Raw genomic sequence first — 18,740 nt, 5'->3', positions numbered from 1 at the left:
AGAACAATTACCAGGTTTTACCAATGTTAAACTGGAACTGCTCTTTTTTGTCTCCATCGTAATCCTTAAACGGCTGGGCGTAGGAGAAGACCAACGGCCCCAATGGGGACATCCATTGTAATGCGATACCAGCAGACATACGGATATTGCTTGGATCACTGTAGTCTGGATAACCGGAATATGCACTTGAATCCCAGTTAGTATCCCAGACGGTACCCATATCCCAGAAGAACGAAGTACGTACCGAGTTGGCGTATTTATCACTGATGAACGGCGTTGGGGTAATGAACTCCAGGCTGGCGACAGCCATGGCGTTACCGCCCACTGCATCATCCGATTTACACGGCGCCGATTGCGTGCTTTCACATTCGTTATCGTAGTCGCTATCGCCATCATGACGACTGCTGGATGGATAATAAACGGCTTTCGGACCAATGGTATTGGACTGGAAGCCACGCACGGTGCTGGAGCCACCGGCATAAAAGTTCTCATAGAACGGCATCTCTTTACCGCCGATTCCATCCCCATAACCCCAACGGGTACGACCGAGGACCACCCACTTATGATCGTCGTCGATCGGTACGTAGGTTGCGGTATCCAGTGTCGCTTTGTAGAACTCGTTATCAGAGCCAGGGATCGTCACCTTACCGTTCAGGTTGATACGCGTCCCTTCCGTCGGGAAGAAGCCACGGTCAAGCTTGTTATAAGTCCAACCATAGTTGAAGGTGAAGTCGTTGGCGCTAAAGGAGTTGCGGTCATTCGATTCACTCGGGTATTCACCCACGGAGTTCAAATAACGCCACATCGCGACCTGCGGCTGCATATTAGACAGGGAGTTATGCACATACCCTAAACCCGCACGCAGAGTGTTGTATTCGTTGACCGGGAAGCCCAGCGTGACGTCTGTACCATAACTTTTGTTGGTATAGTCAGACAGATCCGCATCGTTCGCATCAAAGTCGTTATAGAAGATGCGCCCACCCAGACTCACGCCATCAACGGTGAAGTACGGGTTGGTGACGGACAGTTCGCTGTAGGTCTGGTAATCGTTCTTGGTACCGTTAATCCCTACCGCGTAACCCGTGCCCAGCCAGTTATCCTGCTGAACACCGGCCTGGAAGCTTACCCCGCTTTCCGTACCGTAACCGACACCAAAGTTAAAGCTACCGGTGTTACGCTCTTTCACCTTATAGACCACGTCTACCTGGTCCGGGCTGCCCGGAACACGCTGCGTGTCGGTGTCGACCGTTTCAAAGTAACCCAGACGGTTCAGACGCTCTTTACCCTGATCAACCATATCACTGCCCAGCCATGCCCCTTCCATCTGGCGCATTTCGCGACGCAGGACGGCATCTTTGGACGTGTCGTTACCTTCAAAACGGATCTTACGCACGTAGAAACGGTTACCCGCATCAACGTTTACGCGCAGCATAACGGTTTTGTCAGTATCGTTGATTTCCGGCTGTGACTGAACACGCGGATAGGCGTAACCATAGCGACCCAGAAGCTTCTTAATATCATCTTCCATTTTGGTCACTTTGGTGCCGTTATAGAGTTCGCCCGGCTCAATTTTGGTCAGGCTTTCGATCTCCGCAGAGTGCCCCGCCAGGTTCCCCGTTACCTGAACGCCAGAAAGCTTATACTGCTCGCCTTCCGTGATGTTCACGGTAATGTAGATCCCTTTCTTATCCGGGGTCAGGCTGACCTGCGTTGAGTCGATGTTGAAACGCGCGTAACCGCGATCCAGGTAGTAACTGCGCAGGGTTTCAAGGTCACCCGCCAGTTTCTGCTTCTGGTATTTGCGATCGCCAACAACGTTCCACCACGGAACTTCATCACGCAACTGGAAGTGAGAGATCAGTTCATCCGTGCTGAAGGCATGATTACCGACGATATTGATCTGCTGGATCTTCGCCGATACCCCTTCCTGGAACACCAGTTTAAGGTCAACACGGTTGCGCGGCAGTGGCGTGACAACGGCTTTCACGCTGGCACTGTATTTACCGACGCTGTAGTAGAAGTCTTCCAGACCTTTCTCGATATCGGCAATGGTGGTGCGATCCAAAGATTCGCCAACACGCACGCCAGAAGCCTCGAGGTTTTGCTTCAGCATGTCATCTTTCACCGATTTGTTACCGGAGAAGGTGATGCTGGCAATAGTCGGACGTTCTTTTACCTGAACCAGAAGCGTATCGCCATCGCGAAGGACACGAACATCCTCAAAGTTGCCAGTGGCAAACAGTGCGCGAATGGTATTACTGATATCTTCATCATTAACCGTGTCGCCTGTGCGCACCGGCATACTGAGGAGGGCCGCACCAACGGCGACACGCTGCAGGCCTTCGAAATGAATGTCCTTCACTACGAACCCTTCAGCACCGTATACGGTCGCGCTGCTAAACAGCAGCGACGCTATGAGCAACTTTTTCATCGCCATCGTTATTATGCGTTCTTCCTAACTAACTCTCTTACAACCGAGAGAAATCATTGAAAAGTGCAAGCCCCATTAACAGCACCAGCAATATCGAGCCAATGCGATAACTAAAGTCTTGAACCCGCTCGGATACCGGTCCGCCCTTAAGCTTTTCAATCGCCAGGAACAGCAGATGCCCCCCGTCAAGAACGGGCAACGGAAACAGGTTGATTATCCCTAAGTTCACGCTAATCAGCGCAAGGAACATCAGATAATAAATCACCCCGAACTCCGCTGACATCCCAGCCCCCTGAGCGATAGAAATCGGCCCACTGAGGTTGTTCAGTTTCACATCACCGGTTATCAATTTTCCCAGCATACTGACCGTCAGCTTCATCAACTGCCACGTTTTATCCGTGGCCTGTGCAATGGCGCTGAATGGCCCATACTGGCGTACTGTCTTGTACTCATCCGGCAGAGGAATGATTTTCGGCACAACACCGGCAAACCCTTCTGCCTTCCCATTACCCGGTTTCGAATCCGGAATTAATGTCAAAGACAAGGCACTGCCCTGCCTTTCAATTTCCAGCGCTAACGGCTGACCCGGATTATCGCGCACCAGGTTCACGAACGTCATCCACTGCGTTAGCGGTTGACCATCGACTTTAACGATCCTGTCGCCAGCTTGCAAACCCGCCTTACTTGCGGCGGACTGAGCCTGGACTTCTGACAGCACCGGTTCAATCTGTGGTCCGCGCGGTCGAATCCCTAAAGAAGATACAGGATCTTCCTTATCAGGCTCAAATGCCCACTGCCGCAAATCCAGCGTTTTTTCCTGTCGCTGGTTGCTGCCGAAAGGCGCCACGCTGATTGTCGTCTGTTCGTCGCCAATTTTTGCGACCAACTGTAAACGCACTGCGTCCCAATCAGGGGTTTCGATACCATCAACGGCTTTAAGTTCCGTGCCAGGAATAATTTGCGCCTGAGCGGCAATCGAGTTGGGCGTAATTTCACCAACAACCGGACGAACACCGGGGACGCCGATGATAAACACCAGCCAGTAAGCGAAGATGGCAAAGAGGAAATTGGCAACCGGACCGGCGGCAATGATCGCGGCGCGCTGGCCGACGGTTTTATTGTTGAAAGCGTGGTGGCGCAGCTCCGGGATCACCGGTTCCGCGCGCTCATCCAGCATTTTGACATAGCCGCCCAGCGGGATCAGGGCGATGACATATTCGGTCCCAGACCGATCGGTACGGCGCCAGAGCGCTTTACCAAATCCAATGGAAAAGCGCTCGACACGGACACCGCAGCGCCGGGCAACCCAGAAATGACCAAATTCATGCACGGTGATCAGCACACCCAGTGCGACAATGAATGCAGCCAGATTCCAGAGAATACTCAGCATAAAACCTTCCGTTAAAGCGTCTTGAATACCAGTAACAACAGGCAAGCAAAGACCGGTACTGCCGCCGTCAGGCTGTCAATACGGTCCAGAATACCACCGTGTCCTGGAATCAAATGACCGCTGTCTTTAATTCCTGCTTCACGCTTAAACATGCTCTCAGTCAGATCGCCCAGCACGGAGGCCAGCGCAGCGACAATAGAACAGATTAATAAGGTGACAGGCGCAACATCCAGATTCGCCCACATGCCGTAACCCCAGGAGATCACAGCCGCTGTGGCAAGGCCACCAAAAAAGCCCTGCCAGGTTTTCCCCGGCGACACTTTCGGCGCCAGTTTATGTTTGCCAAACAGTTTGCCAAACATATACGCCCCGGAGTCCGCCCCCCAGACCAGGATCATGACATAGAGCAGCCATATTGCGCCACTGTAATGATTCTCGTCATAGTGCCATGCACGCAGCGCCAGCATTCCCCAGAAGAAGGGAACGATCGTGAGCACGCCAAAAATTATGCGTAATGTCTTCGAATTACGCCAGATCGTCGCCGAGTCGGGGTAAAAAAACACCAGCACTAACGCAACAACCCACCAGCCCAGCGATGCCCACAACGAGGCTTCGACCATCGGCTGATGAATATTATGATGATATTCCGGCAACAGAAACAGCATCAGTGCGAGCAATAACCCACACAGCACCGCCAGCCAGACGCGTTGCGTGCGCGTGGCAAAACCGCTTAACTGTCCCCATTCCCACGCGGCCAGCATACAAACAACCAACGTCACAATGGCGAACCCCACCGGCGGCAGCAGAAACAGCGCCGCGATGACCACGGGTATTAAAACGAAAGCAGAAATTAGGCGATACTTCAGCAAAAGCGACCCCCATCAGGCTTTGTCATCACCGGGCTCGGTGCCGCCGAAACGACGCTCTCGATTAGCAAAGGCATGCAGTGCACCTTCAAAGTCTTGTTCATCGAAATCGGGCCAAAGAACATCTGTAAAGTAAAGTTCGGCATAGGCAATTTGCCAAAGCAAAAAGTTACTTATTCGATGCTCTCCCCCAGTCCTAATTACTAAATCCACCGGAGCCAGCTCATGCATACAGATTTGTTGGTTGAGCATGTCTTCATCAATCTGATCAGGACGCAGTAAACCTTCCTGCACCTGTTCTGCCAGTTGTCTGACTCCCTGGACAATGTCCCAGCGTCCGCCGTAATTCGCCGCAATATTCAGCGTCAGCCCGGTATTCTGGGCAGTAAGCGCTTCAGACTTACGAATACGTTCTTGCAAACGCGAGTTAAATCGACTGGTGTCGCCAATAATGCGCAGGCGGACGTTATGGCGATGCAGGCTTTTCACTTCACTATCAAGCGCCCACACAAATAGCTCCATTAACGCACTCACTTCCTGCGCCGGTCGGTTCCAGTTTTCACTACTAAAGGCATACAGCGTTAACGCATCAATACCATTGTTGGCAGCAAAAGAGACGGCACGGCGGACGGATTTCGCTCCGGCCTTATGCCCAAATGCGCGAATCTTCCCTTGCTTTTTCGCCCAGCGACCATTGCCATCCATAATGATCGCGACATGGCGACAGCCATGTGCAGGCAAATTTTCGCTTACTGGTTGAGTTGCAGACAACATAACGCGTTTATAGTCCCTGAAAGGATTTAGCGGTACTCAGGAATACTGAAGCCTTTTGCTCTTCATCCTTCAGGCTGCCTCTTCGTTGGCTGTGATCATTCGCCTCAGTCACATACTCTTTGTATGCGCCTGGAAACTCATTCACTTGCCACCTTGATGCAACCTGAATGATTTTGTGCATCCACAAAAAAGCCGTGTCAAACCACGGCTTACCTGACCGAAAAAAGCCAAATACCTGCGATCAGGTGGCGCAGACTATATCACTGAAGCACAACGCTAACAAATAGCACGATCTCCTCCGGGAGGATAATCCTCAGCTTGCGAGTCGCATCACTTGTTTTCTGGCGACTTCTCGCGCAATCGCATCGACCTTAAGTACGTCATCGACGCTCTGCGGTTCTTGTAGATCCATCTGCTCCAGCACGGCTAAATTGAGATCGGCGATATCGGTAAAGCGTATTTCTTCAGCAAGAAATGCAGCAACGACAATTTCATTGGCTGCATTCAGCGCGGTTGTAGCGGCCTGCCCCTGCTCAAACGCCTCCATCGCCAGTTTCAGGCACGGGTAACGTTGGTAATCCGGCGCGCTAAACGTCAACGCACTGAGTTTGCAGAAATCGAGCGGTGCAACGCCAGAGGTTACGCGATTCGGCCAGGCCATCGTATGTGCGATAGGCGTGCGCATGTCTGGCTCACCCAGTTGCGCCAGAACGCTGCCGTCCTGATAACGCACCATCGAGTGAATCACCGACTGCGGGTGAATCAGCACTTCCATCTGACGGGCACTGGCGTTAAACAACCAACGCGCTTCAATGTATTCCAGACCTTTATTCATCATAGTGGCTGAGTCGACGGAGATCTTACGTCCCATCGACCAGTTCGGATGACGGCATGCCTGATCGGGCGTCATCGACACCAGTTCATGCAGCGGCGTTTCCCGGAACGGGCCACCAGACCCGGTAAGCAAAACGGACATCACGCCATTCTGCTCCAGGTCAGCGTATCCCAGATTGTGTTGAATGGGTTGGGGCATACTCTGAAAAATAGCGTTATGTTCGCTGTCTACCGGTAAAAGTCGGGCTTTACTGTGCTTCACGGCGTCCATGAACAGGCGTCCACAGGTCACCAAAGATTCTTTGTTTGCCAGCAGAATGGTTTTCCCCGCGCGAATGGCGGCAAGCGTTGGCAGCAGGCCCGCCGCGCCAACGATGGCCGCCATGACCTGATCGACCTCATCAAGCGCCGCCATATCACAAGCCGCCTGTTGCCCGCTGAGAACGTCCGTATGGCTACCATGCTGCTTTAGCGCGTCATTGAGAAGGCGCGCGCTGGCGTCATCGTCCATCACGGCATAACGCGGGGAGAATTCCAGGCACTGCTCCACCATACGGCTGACATTTTTACCTGCCACCAGCGCGATAACGCGGAAGTGCTCAGGGTTTTGACGCACCACGTCCAGCGTGCTGCAACCGATAGAGCCGGTCGAACCCAGAATGGTTAATTGCTTCATCAAACATCCGAAAAAATGAGACAGGATAAAAAGCAAAACGCCGCCAGCCGATCGTATGATCTTCTGAGCGGCGTTTTGAGCGTACAGCGGAATCAGAACTGCATCAGTTCTGCTTCTTTATCTGCCAGCGCCGCATCCACTTTCTTGATGGCGGCATCCGTCATTTTCTGTACGTCGTCCTGAGAACGGCGATCGTCATCTTCGCTGATCTCTTTGTCTTTCAGCAGTGCTTTCACTTTGTCGTTCGCGTCACGGCGGACGTTACGTACGGCAACACGCGCCTGTTCAGCTTCGCCACGAACGATTTTCGTCAGATCTTTACGACGCTCTTCCGTCAGCGGAGGCAGCGGAACGCGAATATCGCTGCCTGCGGAGCTCGGGTTCAGACCGAGGTCAGAAGCCATAATCGCTTTCTCAACGGCCGGGCTCATGGAGCGATCAAACACGTTGATTTTCAGGGTACGGGAATCTTCTACCGTTACGCTTGCCAGCTGACGCAGCGGCGTTGGCGTGCCGTAATATTCCACGACAATGCCATCCAGCAGGCTGGGAGAAGCACGACCCGTGCGTATTTTGCTGATTTGGTTTTTGAACGCTTCTACGCATTTTTCCATGCGTACTTCAGCATCTTTTCTGATATCGCTAATCACGTTACGAATCCTTGGATACTAGTCTCAGTCAGACCAGACAGCACACAATACACTTCATCCTTCAAGCTGCCTCTGCGTTGACTGCAAGCGTTCACTCCAGTCACGTACTCAGGTACGCTCCTGGAGATTCACGCTCTTGTCGCCTTGACGCAGCATGAATGACTTTGTGTATTCAGAATGTGCTCAGTATAGTCTCGTTTAATTTATGACACAGGATATAAAAGTCCCGCCGGGTAAAGGCAAATCTTACCCGTAATTGGCCAATACGGGAATTATTCCGTAATTAATGTGCCTTCTTTTTCACCCATGACGACGCGACGCAGTGCGCCAGGTTTGTTCATGTTAAAGACACGAATCGGCAATTTGTGGTCACGCGCCAGCGTAAACGCCGCCAGATCCATCACTTTCAGTTCTTTATCCAGAACTTCATTGTAGGTCAACTGCTCGTACATCGTAGCAGCAGGATCTTTCGCCGGATCGGCAGTAAAGACGCCATCGACTTTCGTCGCTTTCAGCACCACGTCGGCTTCGATTTCAATGCCACGCAGGCACGCCGCAGAGTCAGTGGTGAAGAAAGGATTACCGGTACCCGCAGAGAGGATAACCACGCGGTTATTACGCAGCAGGCTGATAGCCTCTGCCCAGCTGTAGTTGTCGCATACGCCATTCAGTGGGATAGCGGACATCAGGCGGGCGTTCACATAGGCGCGGTGAAGCGCATCGCGCATTGCCAGGCCGTTCATCACGGTGGCCAGCATGCCCATGTGGTCGCCCACAACGCGGTTCATACCCGCTTTCGCCAGACCAGCACCACGGAACAAGTTACCGCCACCAATCACCACACCAACCTGAATACCCAGTTCAACCAGTTCTTTGATTTCCTGAGCCATACGATCCAGTATGCTTGCGTCAATACCGAAGCCTTCCGAACCCTGCAGAGCTTCGCCACTTAACTTAAGCAGAATGCGTTTATAGACGGGTTTTGCATTGGTAGCCATGTTTCTTTCCTGAGACTGTCAACGATTAAAAATGGGGGTAAATTCTGGCGACAATGATATGTCGCTACTCAGTACAACGAAATAAGAGCCATACTGATTTTGCGAGACGGGTGACAAAAAGAAGCCGCCCTCAGGCGGCTCCTTTTCGACAATTAAGACTGCTTGGACATCGCAGCAACTTCTGCTGCAAAGTCAGTCTCAACTTTCTCGATGCCTTCGCCCACTTCGAAGCGGATGAAGCCAGTTACGTCAGCGTTGTGCTCTTTCAGCAGCTGACCAACAGACTTGCTTGGCTCCATAACGAAAGGCTGACCCGTCAGAGAAACTTCGCCGGTGAATTTCTTCATGCGGCCTTCAACCATTTTCTCTGCGATTTCTTTCGGCTTACCAGACTGCATCGCGATGTCCAGCTGAACCTGGTATTCTTTTTCTACCACTTCAGCAGACACGTCTTCCGGCTTAACAAATTCAGGCTTGCTTGCAGCAACGTGCATTGCCAGCTGCTTAACCAGCTCTTCGTCTGCGCCTTTAGCAGCAACCAGAACACCGATGCGCGCACCGTGCTGGTAGCTACCCAGAACGTCACCTTCCAGGGAAGCGATACGGCGGATGTTGATGTTCTCACCGATTTTCGCTACCAGCGCAACGCGCTCTTCTTCGAACTGCGCTTTCAGCACTTCAACGTCAGTGATTTTGCCAGCAACAGCGGCATCCAGCACTTTGTCAGCAAATGCCTGGAAACCACCATCTTTAGCAACGAAGTCAGTCTGGCAGTTAACTTCCAGAATGAAAGCGATGTTGCCGTCGATTTTGGTTTTGATCACGCCGTCAGCAGCAACGTTGCCTGCTTTTTTCGCCGCTTTGATAGCGCCGGACTTACGCATGTTTTCGATTGCCAGCTCGATGTCGCCATTAGCTTCAGTCAGTGCTTTTTTGCAATCCATCATGCCTGCGCCAGTACGCTCACGCAGCTCTTTTACCAGGGATGCGGTAATTTCAGCCATTCTAAAATCCTCGGAAGATTTGATCTGCCCGGCGTCAAACCGCACAGATTTAAAAGTGAAAAAGGGGGCCATATACAGGCCCCCTAACCAAACATGATACTACCTGGTTTATAAGGGCTCTTCCCCTTCATATTCCGAACCGCAGGAGCGTTTTCTTCGCTCGCTCATCCCAGTCACTTACTGATGTAAGCTCCCGGGAATTCTCGAGCTTGCCGCCTTCCTGCAACTCGCACTATTTCAGGGAAGTTATCAAGCCTTATTATTCAGCTTCTACGAAGCTTTCTTCCGCCTGGGAAGCCAGATCCTGAGAACGGCCTTCACGAACGGTTGCAGCAACAGCGCCCAGGTACAGGCTAACAGCACGGATTGCGTCGTCGTTACCCGGGATAACGAAGTCAACACCATCCGGATCAGAGTTGGTATCAACGATAGCAAATACCGGAATACCCAGGTTGTTTGCTTCTTTGATAGCAATGTGCTCGTGGTCAGCATCGATGACGAACAGAGCGTCCGGCAGACCGCCCATGTCTTTGATACCGCCCAGGCTGTTTTCCAGTTTCTCAAGCTCACGAGTACGCATCAGCGCTTCTTTCTTGGTCAGCTTTTCGAAAGTACCGTCCTGAGACTGAGTTTCCAGGTCTTTCAGACGTTTGATGGACTGACGAACGGTTTTCCAGTTAGTCAGCATACCGCCCAGCCAGCGATGGTTCACGAAGAACTGGTCGCAGCTGTTAGCAGCGTCTTTCACCGCTTCGCTTGCAGCGCGTTTAGTACCAACGAAAAGGATTTTACCTTTACGAGAAGCAATCTTGTTCAGTTCAGCCAGCGCTTCGTTGAACATCGGTACAGTTTTCTCAAGGTTGATGATGTGAACTTTGTTACGCGCACCGAAGATGAACGGCTTCATTTTCGGGTTCCAGTAACGGGTCTGGTGACCGAAGTGAACACCAGCCTTGAGCATGTCGCGCATGGAAACAGTTGCCATGATTAAAACCTCTATAGATAAAGTTGGGGTTATGCCTCCACGTATCCCATATTACCGACCCCAAAGGGCACCCCGGAATATGTGCCGATACGTGTGTGTTGTTACACAAAGTGAGATTTGTCGCTTCCGTCCATTCTGTGTATACGAAATGAGATCGGAAGTCCGGCGCGCTTTATACCACAAATACGCCGTGGACACCAATAATTGTTGGCTTGCTGTGCTGTTAATGATTCTCAATTTGGCAGCATGTATGCTGGACTGATACCATTGACAGCACTTACACAATTATTGTCGAAATAATCGACACTGATGGACAGAATTCATGGCTATCTCAATCAAGACCCCTGAAGAAATCGAAAAAATGCGCGTCGCGGGCCGTCTGGCCGCGGAAGTGCTGGAGATGATCGAACCGTATATCAAACCGGGCGTTAGCACGGGTGAACTGGATCGTATCTGTAACGACTACATCGTTAACGAGCAGCATGCGATCTCGGCCTGCCTCGGCTATCACGGTTATCCGAAATCCGTCTGCATCTCTATTAATGAAGTGGTGTGTCACGGGATTCCGGATGATGCCAAGCATCTGAAAGATGGCGATATCGTCAACATCGACGTAACCGTCATTAAAGACGAGTACCACGGCGATACCTCCAAAATGTTTATCGTCGGCAAACCGACCATTCTGGGCGAGCGTCTGTGCCGCGTCACCCAGGAAAGCCTGTATCTGGCGTTGCGAATGGTGAAACCAGGTATCCGTCTGCGTACGCTCGGTGCGGCGATCCAGAAATATGCGGAAGGAGAAGGTTTCTCCGTGGTGCGTGAATACTGCGGACACGGCATTGGTCGTGGCTTCCACGAAGAGCCGCAGGTGCTGCACTATGATGCGGATGACGGCGGCGTGGTGCTGAAACCGGGCATGACCTTTACCATCGAACCGATGCTCAACGCCGGTGATTACCGTATCCGCACAATGAAAGACGGCTGGACGGTCAAAACCAAAGACCGGAGCTTGTCTGCACAATACGAGCATACTATTGTGGTGACCGATAACGGCTGTGAAATTCTGACGTTACGTAAGGATGACACCATCCCGGCGGTCATTACGCACGACGCATAACTTTTTTGCCTGATGGCGCTCTCGCTTATCAGGCCTACAAATGGCACTATTCCGTAGGCCGGATAAGGCACTTTCGCCATATCCGGCTTTTTTAATGGGTGGCGCATAATGAATACACTTCCTGAACAACACGCGAATACCGCACTCCCCACCCTCCCCGGTCAGCCGCAGAACCCGGGGACCTGGTCTCGCGACGAACTCACCGTCGCCGGAATCAAAACGCATATCGACGCGTTCCAGCAATGGCTGGGCGATGCCTTCGACAGCGGGATTTCCGCCGAACAGCTGATTGAAGCCCGGACCGAGTTTATCGACCAGTTGCTGCAACGTCTGTGGATCGACGCCGGTTTTGGACAGATTGCCGATCTGGCGCTGGTCGCCGTCGGTGGCTACGGACGCGGTGAGCTTCACCCGCTTTCCGATATCGACCTGCTCATCCTGAGTCGTAAAAAATTACCGGACGATCAGGCGCAAAAGGTCGGCGAGCTGCTGACATTGCTGTGGGACGTCAAACTGGAGGTCGGGCACAGCGTACGTACGCTGGAAGAATGCCTGCTGGAAGGGTTGTCGGACCTGACCGTCGCCACCAACCTGATTGAAACCCGTCTGTTGATTGGTGACGTGGCCCTTTTTCTGGCACTGCAAAAACATATCTTCAGCGAAGGTTTCTGGCCCTCCGACAAGTTCTACGCCGCCAAAGTGGAAGAGCAGCATCAGCGCCACCAGCGCTATCACGGCACCAGCTATAACCTCGAGCCGGATATCAAAAGTAGCCCCGGCGGTCTGCGCGATATCCACACGCTGCAGTGGGTCGCCCGTCGCCATTTCGGCGCTACCTCGCTCGACGAAATGGTCGGCTTCGGCTTTTTGACTCAGGCAGAGCGCGCTGAGCTCAACGAGTGCCTGCACATTCTGTGGCGCATTCGTTTTGCCCTGCATTTAGTGGTCAGTCGTTACGATAACCGCCTGCTGTTCGATCGCCAGTTGAGCGTCGCTCAGCGCCTGAATTACAGCGGCGAAGGCAACGAGCCGGTTGAGCAGATGATGAAGGATTATTTCCGCGTCACCCGCCGCGTCACGGAACTCAACCAGATGCTGCTGCAGCTGTTTGACGAAGCGATCCTCGCGCTGTCCGCCGACGAAAAGCCGCGTCCTATTGATGACGATTTTCAACTGCGCGGCACGCTGATCGATCTGCGTCAGGACGATCTGTTCATCCGCGAACCGGAAGCGATCCTGCGGATGTTCTACACCATGGTACGCAACAGTGCGATCACCGGGATCTACTCCACCACCCTGCGCCATCTGCGCCATGCGCGCCGCCATCTGAATCAGCCGCTGTGTTATATCCCGGAGGCGCGATCGCTGTTTCTCAGTATGCTGCGCCATCCTGGCGCAGTCAGCCGTGGCCTGCTGCCGATGCACCGCCATAGCGTGCTGTGGGCCTACATGCCGCAGTGGTCACGGATTGTCGGGCAGATGCAATTTGACTTGTTCCATGCTTACACGGTGGACGAACACACGATTCGCGTGATGCTGAAGCTGGAAAGTTTTGCCAAAGAAGAGACCCGTCAGCGCCACCCATTGTGTGTGGATCTCTGGCCACGTCTGCGCCAGCCTGAGCTCATTTTTATCGCCGCGCTGTTCCATGATATTGCCAAAGGACGCGGCGGCGACCACTCGGTGCTGGGCGCACAGGACGTGCTCAAGTTTGCGGAACTGCACGGCCTGAACTCGCGCGAAACGCAGCTGATTGCCTGGCTGGTTCGCCAGCACCTGCTGATGTCGGTGACCGCTCAGCGCCGGGATATTCAGGATCCCGAAGTGATTAAGCAGTTCGCCGAAGAGGTACAGACGGAACATCGCCTGCGCTTCCTGGTTTGCCTGACGGTGGCGGATATATGCGCCACTAACGAAACGCTATGGAACAGCTGGAAGCAAAGTTTGCTGCGCGAGCTGTACTTCGCCACGGAAAAACAGCTGCGTCGGGGAATGCAAAACACGCCGGATATGCGTGAACGCGTGCGCCATCACCAGTTGCAGGCGCTGGCGCTGCTGCGGATGGATAACATTGATGAAGAAGCGTTGCACCATATCTGGTCGCGCTGTCGCGCCAACTACTTCGTGCGCCACAGCCCGAACCAGCTGGCCTGGCATGCGCGTCATCTGTTGCAGCACGATCTCAGCGAGCCGCTAATTCTGCTCAGCCCGCAGGCAACACGCGGCGGGACGGAAATCTTCATCTGGAGTCCGGATCGCCCGTATCTGTTTGCCGCCGTTTGCGCCGAGCTGGACCGACGTAACCTCAGCGTCCACGATGCGCAGATTTTCACCACCCGCGATGGCATGGCGATGGATACCTTTATCGTACTGGAACCGGACGGCAGCCCGCTGTCGTCAGACAGGCATGAAGCCATCCGCTTTGGGCTGGAACAGGCAATCACCCAGCGCAGCTGGCAGCCGCCGCAGCCGCGCCGACAGCCGGCAAAATTACGCCACTTTACCGTCGATACCGAGGTCACATTCCTGCCCACGCACACCGACCGCAAATCGTTCCTCGAGCTTATCGCGCTCGATCAGCCAGGGCTGCTGGCGCGGGTCGGGCAAATTTTTGCCGATCTGGGAATTTCGCTTCATGGCGCCCGAATTACAACCATTGGTGAGCGAGTAGAAGATTTATTCATAATCGCTACAGCAGACCGGCGTGCACTTAATAATGCGCTGCAGCAGGAAGTGCATCAACGGTTGACAGAGGCCCTCAATCCAAACGATAAAGGGTAGTGTGTTTATTTATAGGGAAAGAGTTTAACAATGCAGCAGTTACAGAACGTTATTGAGACCGCTTTTGAGCGCCGTGCCGACATTACTCCGGCCAATGTGGATACCGTGACCCGTGAAGCGGTGAATCAGGTGATTTCCCTGCTGGACTCCGGCGCGCTGCGCGTGGCAGAAAAGGTAGACGGTCAGTGGGTGACTCACCAGTGGTTGAAGAAAGCGGTGCTGCTCTCTTTCCGTATCAACGATAACCAGGTGATCGATGGCGCGGAAAGCCGCTACTTCGATAAAGTGCCGATGAAATTCGCCGACTACGACGAAGCACGCTTTCAGAAAGAAGGCTTCCGTGTGGTTCCGCCTGCGGCAGTTCGTCAGGGTGCGTTTATCGCCCGTAACACCGTGCTGATGCCGTCCTATGTCAACATCGGCGCTTACGTTGATGAAGGCACGATGGTCGATACCTGGGCAACCGTCGGTTCCTGCGCGCAGATCGGTAAGAACGTTCACCTGTCCGGCGGTGTCGGCATCGGTGGCGTACTGGAGCCGCTGCAGGCGAACCCGACCATCATCGAAGATAACTGCTTTATCGGCGCGCGTTCTGAAGTCGTAGAAGGCGTGATTGTCGAAGAAGGCTCGGTGATTTCGATGGGCGTTTATATTGGTCAGAGCACCCGCATTTACGACCGTGAAACCGGTGAAGTCCATTATGGTCGCGTTCCGGCAGGCTCCGTTGTCGTTTCCGGCAACCTGCCGTCGAAAGATGGCAAGTACAGCCTGTACTGTGCGGTAATAGTGAAAAAAGTCGACGCCAAAACCCGTGGCAAGGTCGGCATCAACGAGTTATTGCGTACCATCGACTAACGGCGATTTGAAAAAGCGGGCTTAGCCCGCTTTTTTTACATCTGCGAGTGGCAGAAACAGGGCTTTTCGTTAATTATTCAATAGTTATAGTGAGCTTAAGGGTACCGCTATGTATGACAATCTGAAAAGTCTGGGCATTACTAATCCTGAAGAAATCGATCGTTACAGCCTGCGGCAAGAAGCCAATAACGATATCCTGAAAATCTATTTCCAGAAGGATAAAGGTGAGTTCTTTGCCAAAAGCGTGAAGTTTAAATACCCCCGCCAGCGCAAAACCGTGGTTGCCGATGGAGTGGGTCAGGGATACAAAGAGGTACAGGAGATCAGTCCCAACCTGCGCTATGTGATCGACGAACTCGATCAGATCTGCCAGCGCGATCGCACGGAAGTGGATCTGAAACGTAAGATCCTTGATGATTTACGCCATCTGGAAAGCGTGGTGGCGAATAAGATCACCGAAATCGAAGCCGATCTGGAAAAACTGACGCGAAAATAAGCAGTTTGTTGCCGGATGGCGGCGTCATACGCCTTATCAGGCCTACAGGCACATCCGCGTAGGCCTGATAAGCGTAGCCCCATCAGGCAATGAATCAATGCTGCTCATCCAGCTGTAACGCCACGTACAGCAGCAGCCGATCGTCGAAATTCCCCAAATCCAGCCCGGTCAATTCCGAGATGCGATTCAGTCGATATTCCAGCGTATTCCGGTGAATAAACAGCGCCTTAGAGGTCGCCAGCGGCTGCACGTTGTGGCGAAACCACGCCGCCAGAGTGCGGCGCAACAGGCCGTTATTGTCCATCGCCTTCAGCCGCACCAACGGACGCGCCAGCTCATTGGCCTGCCAGCCGCCGCGCAGACTGTCGAGCAGTACCGGCAGCATTAAGTCCTGATAAAAGTAGCTGCGGCTTTCCGGCATTCGTTGTTTGCCGACCATCATCGTCGTGCGCGCAGTACGGTACGAACGCGCGATACTGCCAGGCCCGGTAAAATAGTTGCCCAGCGAAACGCGAAAGCGCAACTGCCCGTTCTCTTTCATGCGCGCAATCAGCTGCTCAACGCGCTTGCGGTGATCTTCGGCATCCCAACGGCCAAACGAATTCAACGCCGGTTTTAACACCACCATCTCGGTCAGCGAAACGATCGCAATCAGGTTATTACGCTCCGGGGTGGTCAGTGCGTTCTGTAACTGCTGCAACTCCGCCATAGCGCTGTCCACGCCGAGTTGTCCGCTGTCCACTTCCACCACCGCCACCACGCGCGGCTGGTTGAGGTCGATCCCTAAACGTTGCGCCCACTCGGTCAACGCTGGCGTGTTCTCTTCCGCCTGAATCAGGTTCATCACCAACTCTTCACGCAGGCGACTGTCCTGGGCCAGCAGATGCATCAGGCGCGACTGCTCCAGCATCATCTCCGCCGTCATGCACACCAGTTCGCCATATTTGCGCAGATGTTCCGGTTCGCCGGTCAGGCCGATCACGCCCACAATTTCGCCTTCCAGGCGCAGCGGCAGGTTGATCCCCTGACGAACGCCATGCAGATGACGCGCAACGGCATCATCGATGTCCACCACGCGGCCCTGAGAGAGGACTAACAGCGCGCCTTCGTGCAATTCCCCAATTCGCTCGCGATCGCCGCTACCGATGATCCGTCCACGGGCATCCATCACGTTGATATTGGTATCAATAATGCGCATCGTGCGTGCCACGATATCCTGCGCCATTTTGGTATCAAGATGCCAGCCAGCCATAAAGCCCTCCTGTGAGCAGAGCTCCAGCATAAAGAAGATAACAAACGCTGACATTGTGCAGATGCACAAAGCAAAGGGAAGAAGTATGGAGTTGTGGGAAATATCACAAAAAGAAACCCCTTCCTGTGACAGGAAGGGGTTTTAGGGAGATTACTGCATCAACAGGTAGATATTGCTGTCGCCACGCTGAATGTTCAACGCCAGGACAGACGGTTTGCTGTCGAGGATTTTACGCAGTTCGGCGATGTTTTTCACCGGCTGCTGGTTAGCGCCGACAATCACATCCCCTTTCTTGAGGCCAATCTGCGCCGCCGGGGTGTTCGCTTTCACGTTGTTCACCACGACGCCTTTATCCTGACCTTTGTTACTCATTTCAGCCCCTTCAATACCGCTGAAGATGGAGCTGGAATCAACCTGAGTCTGGCTGCTCTGCTGCAGTTCCAGATTCACGGTAACCGGCTTACCGTCGCGCAGCAGGCCGAGGGTAATTTTGCTGCCCACCGGCATGGTGCCAACCTGCGCACGCAGTGCGGCAAAGCTGCTGATCGGCTTACCGTTCAGGGAGGTGATCACATCCCCAGCTTTAATTCCAGCCTTCGAAGCGGACGAGTTCGGCATGACCTGGCTGACAAAGGCACCGCGCTGTGCATCGACTTTCATCGCTTTCGCCAGTTCGGAGCTCAGTTCGGTACCCATGATACCCAGTTCGCCGCGTTTCACCTGGCCGAATTCCACCATCTGAGAGGTCAGGTTTTTCACCATATTGCTCGGGATCGCAAAACCGATACCGATGTTGCCGCCGTCCGGCGCGAGGATCGCCGTGTTAATACCGATCAACTCGCCGTTCAGGTTAACCAACGCGCCGCCGGAGTTACCGCGGTTGATCGCCGCATCAGTCTGAATGAAGTTTTCATAGTTCTGCGCATTCAGGCCGCTACGACCCAACGCAGAGACGATACCGGAAGTGACCGTCTCGCCGAGACCAAACGGGTTACCGATGGCGACAGTGTAATCCCCCACTCGCAGAGTGTCGGAGTCAGCCAGCTTAATCGCCGTCAGGTTTTTCGGATCCTGAATCTGGATCAGCGCAATATCAGAGCGCGGGTCTTTGCCGACGATCTTAGCGTCGAATTTACGGCCATCGCTCAGTTGAACCTTAATCACCGTGGCGTTATCCACCACGTGGTTGTTGGTGACGACATAGCCTTTCGCGGCATCAATGATGACACCGGAACCCAGCGCCATAAACTTCTGCTGCTGGCCGCCGCCATTACCGCCCTGTGGGCCGCCCTGGCAGAAAGGCGAACTCTGGAACGGGGAACCGTCCTGGCAGAACGGGGAATCATCACCAAAGAACTGCTGGAAATTACGCGGCATCCGCGGCGTATTGACGGTTGTGCTACCTTCCACGTTAATGCTGACCACCGATGGCATCACTTTTTCGAGCATCGGTGCCAGACTTGGCATCTGCTGTGCGGTCGTCGCTGATGCAGTTTCAGCCGCCGTTGCAGAAAGCGGGGATAACGCCAAACCTAAACTCAGAGCCAGTGCACTCATTGCTAATGTGGTTTTTTTCATGTGTCTCAATCTCAATTAACAGATAACGCAAAATTGCTGTGTACGTCAGATTC

At 53.4% G+C, this 18,740-nt stretch carries 15 protein-coding genes; 4 read left to right on the top strand and 11 right to left on the bottom strand.

All coding sequences use genetic code 11. The features are described from left to right. Nucleotides 1-7: 7 nt before the first annotated feature. From bamA to rpsB, 9 genes are all read right to left on the bottom strand, one after another. Nucleotides 8-2,437: an outer membrane protein assembly factor BamA gene (gene bamA, locus HVX64_RS05575; protein ID WP_044255371.1), complete on the bottom strand. Its 2,430-nt coding sequence runs from the start codon at nucleotides 2,435-2,437 to the stop codon at nucleotides 8-10. A 31-nt stretch (nucleotides 2,438-2,468) separates the two neighbouring features. Then, on the bottom strand, nucleotides 2,469-3,821 hold the full coding sequence (gene rseP / locus HVX64_RS05570; protein WP_044255374.1) for a sigma E protease regulator RseP: 1,353 nt from the start codon (nucleotides 3,819-3,821) through the stop codon (nucleotides 2,469-2,471). Nucleotides 3,822-3,832: 11 nt separating this feature from the next. Then, nucleotides 3,833-4,690 (bottom strand): phosphatidate cytidylyltransferase, encoded by an 858-nt coding sequence (gene cdsA, locus HVX64_RS05565; RefSeq protein WP_042997863.1) that lies wholly within the window; start codon nucleotides 4,688-4,690, stop codon nucleotides 3,833-3,835. Nucleotides 4,691-4,702: 12 nt separating this feature from the next. Then, on the bottom strand, nucleotides 4,703-5,461 hold the full coding sequence (gene ispU, locus HVX64_RS05560) for a (2E,6E)-farnesyl-diphosphate-specific ditrans,polycis-undecaprenyl-diphosphate synthase (RefSeq protein ID WP_042997864.1): 759 nt from the start codon (nucleotides 5,459-5,461) through the stop codon (nucleotides 4,703-4,705). A 313-nt stretch (nucleotides 5,462-5,774) separates the two neighbouring features. After that, the gene (ispC, locus tag HVX64_RS05555; protein WP_044255378.1) at nucleotides 5,775-6,971 is read right to left on the bottom strand and encodes a 1-deoxy-D-xylulose-5-phosphate reductoisomerase; all 1,197 of its coding nucleotides are present in this window, start codon (nucleotides 6,969-6,971) and stop codon (nucleotides 5,775-5,777) included. Between the two features lie 92 nt (nucleotides 6,972-7,063). Further along, nucleotides 7,064-7,621, bottom strand: coding sequence for a ribosome recycling factor (frr, locus tag HVX64_RS05550; RefSeq protein WP_042323692.1), 558 nt, complete (start codon nucleotides 7,619-7,621; stop codon nucleotides 7,064-7,066). A 272-nt stretch (nucleotides 7,622-7,893) separates the two neighbouring features. Next, the gene (pyrH, locus tag HVX64_RS05545; protein ID WP_042997866.1) at nucleotides 7,894-8,619 is read right to left on the bottom strand and encodes a UMP kinase; all 726 of its coding nucleotides are present in this window, start codon (nucleotides 8,617-8,619) and stop codon (nucleotides 7,894-7,896) included. 152 nt (nucleotides 8,620-8,771) lie between these two features. Beyond that, nucleotides 8,772-9,623, bottom strand: coding sequence for a translation elongation factor Ts (tsf, locus tag HVX64_RS05540; RefSeq protein WP_042323696.1), 852 nt, complete (start codon nucleotides 9,621-9,623; stop codon nucleotides 8,772-8,774). A 259-nt stretch (nucleotides 9,624-9,882) separates the two neighbouring features. Then, the gene (gene rpsB, locus HVX64_RS05535) at nucleotides 9,883-10,608 is read right to left on the bottom strand and encodes a 30S ribosomal protein S2 (protein WP_012133990.1); all 726 of its coding nucleotides are present in this window, start codon (nucleotides 10,606-10,608) and stop codon (nucleotides 9,883-9,885) included. Nucleotides 10,609-10,930: 322 nt separating this feature from the next. Between rpsB and map the strand changes: the two genes are divergently transcribed. The 4 genes from map (at nucleotide 10,931) to HVX64_RS05515 (ending at nucleotide 15,857) form a co-directional block, all read left to right on the top strand. Continuing rightward, nucleotides 10,931-11,725 carry a type I methionyl aminopeptidase gene (gene map / locus HVX64_RS05530; RefSeq protein ID WP_044255381.1) on the top strand — a complete coding sequence of 265 codons (795 nt, stop codon included), beginning with the start codon at nucleotides 10,931-10,933 and terminating at the stop codon, nucleotides 11,723-11,725. Nucleotides 11,726-11,833: 108 nt separating this feature from the next. Beyond that, on the top strand, nucleotides 11,834-14,506 hold the full coding sequence (gene glnD / locus HVX64_RS05525; RefSeq protein ID WP_042997868.1) for a bifunctional uridylyltransferase/uridylyl-removing protein GlnD: 2,673 nt from the start codon (nucleotides 11,834-11,836) through the stop codon (nucleotides 14,504-14,506). Between the two features lie 30 nt (nucleotides 14,507-14,536). Continuing rightward, a complete protein-coding gene (gene dapD / locus HVX64_RS05520) occupies nucleotides 14,537-15,361 on the top strand; it encodes a 2,3,4,5-tetrahydropyridine-2,6-dicarboxylate N-succinyltransferase (protein ID WP_042997869.1) in 825 nt (274 codons plus the stop codon). Nucleotides 15,362-15,470: 109 nt separating this feature from the next. Next, nucleotides 15,471-15,857, top strand: a complete 387-nt coding sequence (locus HVX64_RS05515; protein WP_042997870.1) for a DUF3461 family protein — start codon at nucleotides 15,471-15,473, stop codon at nucleotides 15,855-15,857. A gap of 94 nt (nucleotides 15,858-15,951) precedes the next feature. On the opposite strand, the gene cdaR is transcribed toward HVX64_RS05515, so the two are convergent. Both cdaR and degP read right to left on the bottom strand, forming a co-directional pair. Beyond that, nucleotides 15,952-17,109 (bottom strand): DNA-binding transcriptional regulator CdaR, encoded by a 1,158-nt coding sequence (cdaR, locus tag HVX64_RS05510; protein WP_044255383.1) that lies wholly within the window; start codon nucleotides 17,107-17,109, stop codon nucleotides 15,952-15,954. Between the two features lie 150 nt (nucleotides 17,110-17,259). After that, on the bottom strand, nucleotides 17,260-18,687 hold the full coding sequence (gene degP / locus HVX64_RS05505) for a serine endoprotease DegP (protein ID WP_044255385.1): 1,428 nt from the start codon (nucleotides 18,685-18,687) through the stop codon (nucleotides 17,260-17,262). Nucleotides 18,688-18,740: the final 53 nt, after the last annotated feature.

Source organism: Citrobacter sp. RHB20-C16 (assembly GCF_013890155.1).
In the GTDB taxonomy this organism is placed as follows: Bacteria; Pseudomonadota; Gammaproteobacteria; order Enterobacterales; family Enterobacteriaceae; genus Citrobacter_A; species Citrobacter_A amalonaticus.
The sequence above is the reverse complement of the archived record's forward strand: the minus strand, read 5'-3'. Positions and strand labels throughout refer to the sequence as shown.

Bases quoted from the DNA above. Each gene is read 5' to 3' on its own strand.
- bamA (WP_044255371.1), bottom strand. From the start codon at position 2,437: ATGGCGATGAAAAAGTTGCTCATAGCGTCGCTGCTGTTTAGCAGCGCG.
- ispC (WP_044255378.1), bottom strand. From the start codon at position 6,971: ATGAAGCAATTAACCATTCTGGGTTCGACCGGCTCTATCGGTTGCAGC.
- cdaR (WP_044255383.1), bottom strand. From the start codon at position 17,109: ATGGCTGGCTGGCATCTTGATACCAAAATGGCGCAGGATATCGTGGCA.
- rseP (WP_044255374.1), bottom strand. From the start codon at position 3,821: ATGCTGAGTATTCTCTGGAATCTGGCTGCATTCATTGTCGCACTGGGT.
- dapD (WP_042997869.1), top strand. From the start codon at position 14,537: ATGCAGCAGTTACAGAACGTTATTGAGACCGCTTTTGAGCGCCGTGCC.
- rpsB (WP_012133990.1), bottom strand. From the start codon at position 10,608: ATGGCAACTGTTTCCATGCGCGACATGCTCAAGGCTGGTGTTCACTTC.
- pyrH (WP_042997866.1), bottom strand. From the start codon at position 8,619: ATGGCTACCAATGCAAAACCCGTCTATAAACGCATTCTGCTTAAGTTA.
- HVX64_RS05515 (WP_042997870.1), top strand. From the start codon at position 15,471: ATGTATGACAATCTGAAAAGTCTGGGCATTACTAATCCTGAAGAAATC.
- map (WP_044255381.1), top strand. From the start codon at position 10,931: ATGGCTATCTCAATCAAGACCCCTGAAGAAATCGAAAAAATGCGCGTC.
- degP (WP_044255385.1), bottom strand. From the start codon at position 18,687: ATGAAAAAAACCACATTAGCAATGAGTGCACTGGCTCTGAGTTTAGGT.
- glnD (WP_042997868.1), top strand. From the start codon at position 11,834: ATGAATACACTTCCTGAACAACACGCGAATACCGCACTCCCCACCCTC.
- ispU (WP_042997864.1), bottom strand. From the start codon at position 5,461: ATGTTGTCTGCAACTCAACCAGTAAGCGAAAATTTGCCTGCACATGGC.
- tsf (WP_042323696.1), bottom strand. From the start codon at position 9,623: ATGGCTGAAATTACCGCATCCCTGGTAAAAGAGCTGCGTGAGCGTACT.